We start from the raw sequence: 8,718 nt of genomic DNA, 5'->3' as shown, positions 1-8,718 counted from the left end.
CTCACCTCCTGGCGTGCGGCGTCGTCAGGACCACCGCGTAGCGCGCCGTCCTGCGATGCGGGTTGTGAAAGGCCACCGGGCGGTCGAGAGCCATCGCGAGGCAATCGCCCGTGTCGAGTTCGAAGCGCTCGCGGCCCCACGTGATCTCGATCGCGCCGTCCAGCACCCACACCTGCTGGTGCGTGAGCGGCTCGCGCGGGCCGGTCTCGTAGGCCACACGCGCGCGCGGCGGGAAGCTCACCTCCACGATCTGGATCGGCGAGCCCGCCCCGCTGGGCGAGACGTTGCGGCGCACGTAACCCGAATGCGGGTCCTTCCATTGGGGCTGGTCCTTCGCGCGCGACACCGGCTCGTGCGAGGGCGCCGGCGCGTCGAACAGCGACGCGAGCGGCACACCGAGCCCGGCGGCGAGCTTTTCCAGCAGCACGGCCGTCGGGCTGCTCTCGCCGCGCTCGATGACCGAAATCATCGAGCGGCTGATCCCGCTGGCGGCGGAGAGCGCCTCGAGCGACCAACCGCGCGCCGCGCGCAGGTCACGCACGCGCTGGGCGATGCGTTCGTTGACCGGGTGGGCCTCCGTCATGGTGGACGGAGTTTCCAATATTTTGGACGGCGCGTCAAGCCACGGCGCGCAGCGGCGGCCGCACCCGCTTGGCGCCGGCGTCGATCATGCCGGTGGGCAGCTGGTAGGCGCGGTCGTCGAACAGGTCCACGCCGCACATCAGGGTCTCGACCCAGTCGTAGAACCGCCGGATGGCATGCCGGCCCTGGATCGGCGCGCCGTGCTGCGGCACGATCGTCTCGACCGGCAGCTCGCGCGCCATCCTCACCCACATGCGCAGGATCTTGTTGGACACCATGTAGCGGCGATGGAAGCCTTCCATCTTCGCGATGTGGTCCGTCAGGTCCGTGACGGGCGTGCGCGCATCGGCACCGCTCATGAGCGAGACGCCCAGGTCGCCCGTGAACAGGATGCGGCTGATGGGGTCCCAGAAATGGAAATTTCCTTCCGAGTGCATGAAGTGCGCGGGCAGCAGCCACAGCTCGCTCTCGCCGATCGGCAGGCAGCCGCCGGCATCGGGCACGCCGACGATGCGGCCGTCCGTCTTGCCCACCTTCGTGAAGTGCGGCACGAAGCGCTCCCAGATCCTGGAGATCACGAGCTTGGCGCGCGTGGCGGTCATCCAGCGATCCAGCGAGGCGATGATGTCGGGGTCCGCATGCGAGGCGAGCACGTAGCTCAGGCTCTGCGGCGGGAAGAAGCGCGACACCGTGAGGAACAGCTCGTTGTACGCGTTGTTGCCCCCGGGGTCGATGATGGCGCCCTGCCCGTGGTCGACGATCAGGAACTGGTTGGCCTGCACGGCCTGCCCGTCCTCCTCGGCGAGGTCGGTGAACATCAGGCAGGCGTGGTGCTCGTTGCGGAATAGCTCGATGGACATGCCGGCATCCTGTCGGATGCCCGCGTGCATGTCTTTGCGCGGCGTCAACCCGCGCCGATCAGACCCGCTTGCGTCGCGTCACCACGGAAAGGTTCACGGTGGTCTTCGCCGGTGCCGCCGTGAGCGTCATCTGCTGCGGCGGCAGGTCGATCAGCTGGTCGGCCTGCCACACGCGCACGAACACCGGGCCCTCGGGCACGGCTTCGAACGACGCCGTGCCGTCATCGGCGGTGAGCGCGGCCCACGGCGTGTCGCTCACGTAGACGTGTCCGCGCATCGATGCGTGAAGGTGGCAGCCGAGCAGCACCGGGCCGGGCCTGTCGAAGGTCGCCTCCGCGCGCCTGGCCGGCTTGCCATCGGGCTTGCCGTCCAGGCGCAGCTCGAAGCCGCCCGCGCCGCTGTCGTCGAAGCTGCGGACGCCCGCCGCCGTCGCGCGCACGTGGTGCTCCCACGGGTCGTTGTTCACGAAAAGGCCTTTCGCGCCGACGGCGACCAGCGATACCGCGGGCGTGAAGCGCATCTTTTCCTGGTTGATCGTGACCTGCGTGGGCAACATCTGCTTCGGTGCGCCGTGGCCCGAGGGGGTCAGCACGACGACCGCGTCCGGAACGGGCTTGCCGTCCTTGTCCCGCACGGTGACCTGCAGCGCGCCCGCATGGGCGGCTGCCGCAGCCATCGCGGCCCATGCCGCGCCCAGGATGAAGCGCTTCATGGCCGCCTCACTCGGTGACGATGTGCCAGATGTTCAGCTTCTTGTCGCCGTACTTGTCGCCCGGCTCCTGGTCCTCGGGCCACGTGTAGACCGGCTTGCCCTTGTACGCCCACTGGCGGCGGCCGTCGTCGCGCACGACGACGGTGTAAGGCCCTTGCGACTGGTCGCCGGCGGTGGCCAGCACCGGCGGCCAGTTCACCGCGCACTTGTCGTTGCAGGCCGATTTGCCGCTGTTGGCCACGTCCTTGTCGAACGTGTAGACCGTCATGCCCTTGTCGTTGACCAGCAGGCCGTCCTTCATCGCGAGCGGTGCGCTCGACAGCGAGACCGTGGAACAGGCAGATATCAGGACCGCCGTGGCGGCGGCAAATACATACTTCCTCATGCACTTCTCCTTCGTGGTGTGAACAGGCTCCTGTCCGCATGAACACATGCCCTGGCCCATCTATTCCATCCATTCAAATGTTTGGAACGTTGCCGTCAGTCCTGCTGGGTCCGGCCAGTCGGCGAGGCGGCCAGAATCGAGAGGAAGGAGTTCACCATGGACCGCATGCCCTCGCTTTTCGTCTCCCACGGCTCGCCCACGTTCGCGATCGATCCGGGCCGCGCCGGCCCGTTGCTGACGCAACTGGGCCGAAGCCTGCCGAAGCCGGAGGCGGTGCTGGTCCTGTCGCCGCACTGGATCACGCGGGGCGTGCGCGTCGCGACCACGCAGGCTCCCGAGACGATCCATGACTTCGGCGGCTTCCCCGAGGCGCTGTACCGCATCCAGTACCCCGCGCCCGGCAGCACGCAAATCGCGATGCGCGCGCTGGAACTGCTCAACGCCGACGGCTGGCAGGCCACGCCCGACAACCAGCGCGGGCTGGATCACGGGGCCTGGGTGCCGGTGCGCCACCTCTACCCGGAAGCCGACGTGCCGGTGTTCCAGGTCTCGATGCCCCACACGCTCGACGGCGCCGGCGCGGTGAAACTGGGCCGCTCGCTGGCGCCGCTCGCGGCTGAAGGGGTGCTGATCGTCGGCTCGGGCAGCATCACGCACAACCTGTACGAGGTGCAGTGGAATGCGGGCGCCGACGACAAGGGCCCGAACTATGCGACCGAGTTCGTCGACTGGGCGCGCCAGGCGGTGAAGACGCACGACGAGAACGCGCTCGCGAACTACCTGCAGTCGGCCCCGCATGCGCAGCGCGCGCACCCGACGCCCGACCACTACCTGCCCCTGCCCTTCGCCTTCGGTGCGGCCGACAAGACGGCGCCGGTGCAAGTCATCGACGGCGGCATGACCTTCGGCGTACTGGCGATGGATGCCTATCTCTTCGGCCAGCCGGTCACGGTGCCGGCATGAGCCGCCCGATCGTGATGCACGAGCCCGAGACCGGGGCGCCCGACCAGCTGTTCCTGTTGTTCCACGGCGTCGGCTCGACCGCGGAGAACCTCGCGCCGCTCGGCGAGTTCATCGCGGCGGGCTTTCCGCAAGCGGCGGTCGTCTCCGTGCCGGGCGCGTTCGAGAGCGACCTGGGCATGGGACGCCAGTGGTTCTCGGTGCGCGGCGTGACCGAGGAGAACCGCCCCGCCCGCATTACCGAAGCGATGCCGCTGTTCGCGCAGGCCGTGCGCGACCTGCAGCAGCACTACGGCGTGGGGCCGGACGCAACGACGCTGGTCGGCTTCTCGCAAGGCGCGATCATGTCGCTCGAATCGGCGCGAGCCGGCCAGGGCCTGGCCGCACGCGTCGTTTCGATCGCCGGGCGGTTTGCGGAGCTGCCGGACCAGGCGCCGCAGGCCACGATCCATTTCGTGCACGGCCGCAACGACGTCGTGGTGCCGGCGGCCTATTCGTCGGCCGCGGCGGAGAAGCTGAAAACGCTCGGCGCGAAGGTCACTCAGGACGTCGACCCCGCAGCCGGCCACGAGATCACGCAACGGATGGCGCAGGCGATGCTCGCGCGACTGCGCGACTAGGCGCGGTCCTTCAGGACCAGCTGTCCCTTCACCAGCCAGGCGGCCGCGAAGGACATGACCGCGATCGCTTCGGGCAGGAAGATCGAGTGCTTCGAGTCCAGCCCCCACAGCACGGCGATCCAGGCAAAGCCGATCGCCATCAGCACGCCGAACAGGACATAGAGTTTGTTGCGAACGAGCTTCTGCGGCGTCGGCATCTCGGGCGTGTTGGCGCGGAAGCGGAATGCCACGAGATAGAAGGTGAGCAGGAAAAAGGCGCTCACGAAATAGAAGTGATAGCCGATCGGCCCGTGCGGGCCGTGGCGCAATGCGTCGATCATCTTCGCTTCCTCCTCGGGGCTCGGCGAACCGGCCCAGGTGACGACCCCTTGCGAGATGTCCATCGGGAACAGGCCGATCCCGACGCCGGCGATGCCTGCCACGATGGCGATCCAGCGATCCCGCCGGGCATCGGTGCGGAAGAACGCGAGGAACAGGCCGCCCACCACCAGCGAGCCGACGAACACGTCGCGCAAGGCGGTGTAGTAGTACGCACTGATGGAATTCGTGGCCGAGATGCCGTCGAACGCCCACGCCAGGAAGCGGACCACGACCGGCATCAGCAACGCGATCCAGCCGACCATCTGCTGCATCTTGTGGTACGAGACCACGACCTGCTTGTTGTTGCCCATGAATCAGCCCAGGGCGAATGAAGCGCCTCCTCCTTGGGCGGACTGTAGCCCACCGCCGACAAGCCGCGCAGCCGGCGCTTTCCATAATGCCCGGCATGGGCCTGAAATGGTGGAGCGCCATCTCGGTCGCGATCATCGCGATCCTGGTCGTCGTGATCTGGTCGATCCGCCGCCATCGCGATCCCAAACTCAACCTCGACACCGAGGCCCCCGTGCAGGAGCTGGTCACGTCCCTGGCGGGGATCACGCTCGGCACGGCCGTGCCCGGCAACTCGGTCGAACTGCTCGCGAACGGCCGCTTCTTCGACGTGATCGCGGCGCGCATCCGCGCCGCGCGCAGGACGGTGCACTTCGAGACCTTCCTGTGGAAGGACGGCGAGCTGGGCCGGCGCATGGCCGCCGCCTTCATGGACCGTGCTCGGGCCGGCGTGAAGGTGCGGATGATGCTGGACGCCACGGGCTGCCGCAACATGGGCAAGGACGTGATCCGCGAACTGCGCCACGCGGGCTGCCACGTGCGCTTCTTCCACAAGCGGTCGCTGCGCAACCTGGGCGTGATCAACGACCGCGACCACCGCAAGATCCTCATCGTCGATGGCCAGGAGGCCTTCGTCGGCGGGCACTGCATCGTGGACGAGTGGCTGGGGAATGCGGAGGACGGCAAGCATGTCGCGGACCTGAGCGTGTGGCTGCACGGCCCGATCGTGAATGCGATCCAGGGCGCGTTCAGCGAGAACTGGGTGGGGGAAACCGGCGAGCTCTTCGTCGGCGACGACGTTTTCCCGCGCCTGGAGCCGGCGGGCGGCGTGACCATGCACGCCGTCTTCGCGAAGCCGGAGAACTCCGCGCCGACGATCAAGATCCTGCACCACACCGTCATCTGCCTGGCGCGCCGGCGGATCTGGATCCAGAACCCCTATTTCATCCCCGAGCCCGCGGCCATCGATGCCTTCGGCGACGCCGTGAAGCGCGGCGTGGATGTGCGCGTGCTGATGCCTTCCACCTCGGGATCGGACAACCCCATCGTGCAGCACGCGGGCCACCGCAATTTCGAGAAGCTGCTGAAGTGCGGCGTGAAGCTGTTCGAGTACCCGTACACGCTGTTGCACCAGAAGGTGATGACGGTGGACGGCATCTGGAGCGCGATCGGTTCCACCAACTTCGACGACCGCAGCTTCGAGACCAACGACGAGATCACGCTCGCCGTGCTGGACGAGAAGCTCACCGGCGAGCTCGACGCCGTGTTCGAGAACTACGTGAAACGCGCGGAGCGGATCGACCTGGACCGCTGGCGCCGCCGCCCCGCCCTTCACAAGGCCGTGGACAACGCGTTCTATTTGTTCAAGAGCTTCTTCTGACAACGCCCACATCCGCCGCGATATGCGCCGGCAGGCGATTCAACAGCCACCGGATGGCCAGCGGCACCAGCACGATGTCGTCCATGACGCCGAAGAACGGGATGACGTCCGGGATGAGGTCGATCGGCGAGAGCACGTACAGCACGATCAGTGCGACGCCGGCCTTGAGCCACGCCGGCGCTTGCGGATGACGCAGCGCGCGCCAGAGCAGCCGCGCATCGCTGCGCAGCAAGGCCCACAGGACCGTGAGACGTTTGAACATGTCTTGCTCTCCTTTGCCGGACCGCCATCAGATACGACCTGCCCGGTCCTGTGCAAGAGCCTTTGCACCACTGTTACACGCACGCCGCGGCCGGCGCGCTAACTTGGGCGAGGACACGAAAGGAAAACACCATGGCCCAACAGGATGCGATCGCCTTGCTCGACGCCGACCACATGCACGTGGAGCAGCTCTTCGCCGAATACCAGACCGCCGGCGGCAACATCGAGCACAAGAAGCACCTCGCGCACGCGATCTGCCACGAGATCACCATCCATGCGCAGATCGAGGAAGAGATCTTCTACCCCGCAGTACGCCGCGCCACCGGCGACAACCAGATGGTGGACGACGCGAAGAAGGAGCACGACAACGCCCGCGAACTGATCAACGTGATCGAGGCCGGCCCGTACGACGATGCGACCATGACGAAATTGCAGAGCGTGATCGAGCAGCACGTGACGGAAGAACGCGAAGAGATGTTCGACCACGCCCGCCGCACCCCGGGCCTGGACCTGGTGCAGCTCGGGCAGCAGCTCGAACAGCGCAAGTCGGAGCTGATGGCGAGCCAGCCCGCATGAAAGAGCTGTCCAAGCAATCGCTGCGCGAAGGCGCGGTCGCCGGTACGTTCGCCGGCTTGCTCTCGACGGCCGCACTCGCGCTGTGCGGCCTGCGTGCGAACGGCAGCGCCGTCGCGCCGATCAACGCCGTGAGCCACTGGGTGTGGGGCGACGAAGCGGTGGTGCAGGACCGACCCACTTGGCGCCACACCGCCACGGGCCTGGCCACGCAGACCGCCGCGGCGATCTTCTGGGCGGTGCTCTATTCGCGTGTGTTCGGCCACCGGCCGGAAGCCAAGGACCCGGTGAACGCCCTCGCCGGCGGTATCGCGACCAGCGCGGCAGCCTACGTCATCGACTACACCATCACGCCCAGGCGCTTGCGGCCGGGTTACGAGTACCGGCTGGATGGCAAAGGGATGTTCGCCGTGTATGCGGCGCTGGCGCTGGGCCTGGCTGCGGGAGCCCTGGTGCAGCGCGACTAGCGCGCCTTAGCGTTTTTCGTGGTGGTGGCCGCCGGGCCGCTCGGGTTTCAGCTCGGCATTGCGCGCGTGTTCGTGGAACTCGCGTTCCGTCATCGAATAGACCGCCACCCGCGGGTAGCTGCCCTTCAGCTCGGCTTCGACGACGAGTTGCCCTTCGTTACCGGGGCGGAGGCCGCGCACCCACCAGCGCCGACCGTCGTGGTCGCGGAAGGCTTGGCCGGTGAGGGCGGAGGAAACTGCTTTGTCGGTCATAGGCCCGCCATCGTGCGGCTGAGCACCGCAGGCGTCTGTCAGACTGCGGCGGTGCCCTCAGGTGCGTGATGTCCTACAAGACCGACCGGCCGGAAGGTCAGCGGCGGTACGGGTTGTTGGGGAAGCGGTCGTAGCGGTTCGGCACGCCGTCGCCGTCCCAGTCGCCCCACGGGCCGCGGCGCTCCCAGTAACGGTGGTGATGGTGGTAGTAGCCGCCGTAGTACTCCACCCGCGGCTGGACATACACCGGCTCAGGCTGCACGTACACCGGTTCAGGCTGCACGTACACGGGGGCCGGCTGCACGTACACCGGGGTCGGGGCCACGTAGGCACCCGGGAAGCCGATGCTGAACATCACGTCCGTGCGGGCGTGGGCGGCGGTGGCCGCCCCGACGGCGCCGAGCGCCACCGCAGCAGCAACGAAGGACTTGGCGGAGAAGAGGCGGTTCATGGTTCGCTCCTGGGTTGGATGGACGTATGTTGCAGCCGGGCGGATGAACGGAAGCTGAATGGAATCCAGATTCAGCGGCGGTACGGGTTGCCCGGCGCGCGGTCGTAGATGTTCGGCACGCCGTCGCGGTCCCAGTCGCCCCAGGCGCCGGTGCGCCGCATGTAGCGGCGCTGGCCGTGGTAACCGTAGGCCGGCTCCACGTACACCGGGCGCGGCTCCATATAGACCGGACGCGGCTCCACATAGACCGGGCGCGGCTGCACATACACGGGGCGCGGCTGCACGTACACGGGGGCCGGCTCCACATAGGCGGGCGTGCCCAGGTCGATGTTGACCGACACGTCGGTACGGGCGTGGGCGGCGGAGGCGGCCCCGACTGCGCCGATCGCCACGGCGGCAACGAGGAAGGACTTGGCGGAGAAGAGGCGGTTCATGGTTCGCTCCCGGTTGGTTGATGGAACGTATGCTGCGGCCGAGGCAATGAACGGAACCTGAACGAAACGCAGATCGCCCCCGGGCACAAATGGCATGACAAATAACGTTTCTCATAGTTGACATTTCAGCCG

The 8,718-nt window shown here is 67.5% G+C and carries 14 protein-coding genes; 5 read left to right on the top strand and 9 right to left on the bottom strand.

What is annotated here, in order from left to right:
• Window position 1 precedes the first annotated feature (1 nt).
• Genes AC3EF3_RS07890 through AC3EF3_RS07875 form a run of 4 tightly spaced genes read right to left on the bottom strand, consistent with a single transcriptional unit; the run spans window position 2 to window position 2,539 of the window.
• Window positions 2-583, bottom strand: coding sequence for a helix-turn-helix domain-containing protein (locus tag AC3EF3_RS07890; protein ID WP_488531602.1), 582 nt, complete (start codon window positions 581-583; stop codon window positions 2-4).
• A gap of 34 nt (window positions 584-617) precedes the next feature.
• A complete protein-coding gene (locus AC3EF3_RS07885) occupies window positions 618-1,442 on the bottom strand; it encodes an oxygen-binding di-iron domain-containing protein (RefSeq protein WP_488531601.1) in 825 nt (274 codons plus the stop codon).
• A gap of 58 nt (window positions 1,443-1,500) precedes the next feature.
• Window positions 1,501-2,154, bottom strand: coding sequence for a cupredoxin domain-containing protein (locus tag AC3EF3_RS07880; RefSeq protein ID WP_488531600.1), 654 nt, complete (start codon window positions 2,152-2,154; stop codon window positions 1,501-1,503).
• A gap of 7 nt (window positions 2,155-2,161) precedes the next feature.
• Window positions 2,162-2,539: a COG4315 family predicted lipoprotein gene (locus AC3EF3_RS07875; protein ID WP_488531599.1), complete on the bottom strand. Its 378-nt coding sequence runs from the start codon at window positions 2,537-2,539 to the stop codon at window positions 2,162-2,164.
• Window positions 2,540-2,695: 156 nt separating this feature from the next.
• On the opposite strand from AC3EF3_RS07875, the gene AC3EF3_RS07870 reads away from it, so the two are divergent.
• Window positions 2,696-3,502, top strand: a complete 807-nt coding sequence (locus AC3EF3_RS07870) for a dioxygenase family protein (protein ID WP_488531598.1) — start codon at window positions 2,696-2,698, stop codon at window positions 3,500-3,502.
• Entirely contained in the window at window positions 3,499-4,119 is a 621-nt protein-coding gene (ypfH, locus tag AC3EF3_RS07865) for an esterase (protein ID WP_488531597.1), read from the top strand. Before AC3EF3_RS07870 ends, ypfH begins: the two co-directional genes overlap by 4 nt.
• On the opposite strand, the gene AC3EF3_RS07860 is transcribed toward ypfH, so the two are convergent.
• Window positions 4,116-4,790 carry a hypothetical protein gene (locus AC3EF3_RS07860; RefSeq protein WP_488531596.1) on the bottom strand — a complete coding sequence of 225 codons (675 nt, stop codon included), beginning with the start codon at window positions 4,788-4,790 and terminating at the stop codon, window positions 4,116-4,118. The genes ypfH and AC3EF3_RS07860 overlap by 4 nt on opposite strands.
• 95 nt (window positions 4,791-4,885) lie before the next feature.
• Between AC3EF3_RS07860 and AC3EF3_RS07855 the strand changes: the two genes are divergently transcribed.
• Window positions 4,886-6,148, top strand: coding sequence for a phospholipase D-like domain-containing protein (locus AC3EF3_RS07855; RefSeq protein WP_488531595.1), 1,263 nt, complete (start codon window positions 4,886-4,888; stop codon window positions 6,146-6,148).
• Here AC3EF3_RS07855 and AC3EF3_RS07850 read toward each other — a convergent pair.
• Window positions 6,132-6,410: a YkvA family protein gene (locus tag AC3EF3_RS07850; RefSeq protein WP_488531594.1), complete on the bottom strand. Its 279-nt coding sequence runs from the start codon at window positions 6,408-6,410 to the stop codon at window positions 6,132-6,134. The two genes, AC3EF3_RS07855 and AC3EF3_RS07850, sit on opposite strands and share 17 nt — an antisense overlap.
• Window positions 6,411-6,541: 131 nt before the next feature.
• On the opposite strand from AC3EF3_RS07850, the gene AC3EF3_RS07845 reads away from it, so the two are divergent.
• Both AC3EF3_RS07845 and AC3EF3_RS07840 read left to right on the top strand, forming a co-directional pair.
• Entirely contained in the window at window positions 6,542-6,985 is a 444-nt protein-coding gene (locus tag AC3EF3_RS07845; protein WP_488531593.1) for a hemerythrin domain-containing protein, read from the top strand.
• Window positions 6,982-7,449, top strand: a complete 468-nt coding sequence (locus tag AC3EF3_RS07840; RefSeq protein WP_488531592.1) for a hypothetical protein — start codon at window positions 6,982-6,984, stop codon at window positions 7,447-7,449. Before AC3EF3_RS07845 ends, AC3EF3_RS07840 begins: the two co-directional genes overlap by 4 nt.
• Window positions 7,450-7,455: 6 nt before the next feature.
• Here AC3EF3_RS07840 and AC3EF3_RS07835 read toward each other — a convergent pair whose 3' ends face one another.
• From AC3EF3_RS07835 to AC3EF3_RS07825, 3 genes are all read right to left on the bottom strand, one after another.
• Window positions 7,456-7,701, bottom strand: coding sequence for a hypothetical protein (locus AC3EF3_RS07835; protein ID WP_488531591.1), 246 nt, complete (start codon window positions 7,699-7,701; stop codon window positions 7,456-7,458).
• 97 nt (window positions 7,702-7,798) lie between these two features.
• A complete protein-coding gene (locus AC3EF3_RS07830; RefSeq protein ID WP_488531590.1) occupies window positions 7,799-8,152 on the bottom strand; it encodes a hypothetical protein in 354 nt (117 codons plus the stop codon).
• Between the two features lie 71 nt (window positions 8,153-8,223).
• Entirely contained in the window at window positions 8,224-8,586 is a 363-nt protein-coding gene (locus AC3EF3_RS07825) for a hypothetical protein (protein ID WP_488531589.1), read from the bottom strand.
• Window positions 8,587-8,718 lie beyond the last annotated feature (132 nt).

This window comes from Ramlibacter sp. GS1-15 (genome assembly GCF_057785015.1).
The sequence above is the reverse complement of the archived record's forward strand: the minus strand, read 5'-3'. Positions and strand labels throughout refer to the sequence as shown.

Excerpts from the sequence above, each read along its gene's own strand:
- AC3EF3_RS07890 (WP_488531602.1), bottom strand. The coding sequence starts at position 583 with ATGACGGAGGCCCACCCGGTCAACGAACGCATCGCCCAGCGCGTGCGT.
- AC3EF3_RS07885 (WP_488531601.1), bottom strand. The coding sequence starts at position 1,442 with ATGTCCATCGAGCTATTCCGCAACGAGCACCACGCCTGCCTGATGTTC.
- AC3EF3_RS07880 (WP_488531600.1), bottom strand. The coding sequence starts at position 2,154 with ATGAAGCGCTTCATCCTGGGCGCGGCATGGGCCGCGATGGCTGCGGCA.
- AC3EF3_RS07875 (WP_488531599.1), bottom strand. The coding sequence starts at position 2,539 with ATGAGGAAGTATGTATTTGCCGCCGCCACGGCGGTCCTGATATCTGCC.
- AC3EF3_RS07870 (WP_488531598.1), top strand. The coding sequence starts at position 2,696 with ATGGACCGCATGCCCTCGCTTTTCGTCTCCCACGGCTCGCCCACGTTC.
- ypfH (WP_488531597.1), top strand. The coding sequence starts at position 3,499 with ATGAGCCGCCCGATCGTGATGCACGAGCCCGAGACCGGGGCGCCCGAC.
- AC3EF3_RS07860 (WP_488531596.1), bottom strand. The coding sequence starts at position 4,790 with ATGGGCAACAACAAGCAGGTCGTGGTCTCGTACCACAAGATGCAGCAG.
- AC3EF3_RS07855 (WP_488531595.1), top strand. The coding sequence starts at position 4,886 with ATGGGCCTGAAATGGTGGAGCGCCATCTCGGTCGCGATCATCGCGATC.
- AC3EF3_RS07850 (WP_488531594.1), bottom strand. The coding sequence starts at position 6,410 with ATGTTCAAACGTCTCACGGTCCTGTGGGCCTTGCTGCGCAGCGATGCG.
- AC3EF3_RS07845 (WP_488531593.1), top strand. The coding sequence starts at position 6,542 with ATGGCCCAACAGGATGCGATCGCCTTGCTCGACGCCGACCACATGCAC.
- AC3EF3_RS07840 (WP_488531592.1), top strand. The coding sequence starts at position 6,982 with ATGAAAGAGCTGTCCAAGCAATCGCTGCGCGAAGGCGCGGTCGCCGGT.
- AC3EF3_RS07835 (WP_488531591.1), bottom strand. The coding sequence starts at position 7,701 with ATGACCGACAAAGCAGTTTCCTCCGCCCTCACCGGCCAAGCCTTCCGC.
- AC3EF3_RS07830 (WP_488531590.1), bottom strand. The coding sequence starts at position 8,152 with ATGAACCGCCTCTTCTCCGCCAAGTCCTTCGTTGCTGCTGCGGTGGCG.
- AC3EF3_RS07825 (WP_488531589.1), bottom strand. The coding sequence starts at position 8,586 with ATGAACCGCCTCTTCTCCGCCAAGTCCTTCCTCGTTGCCGCCGTGGCG.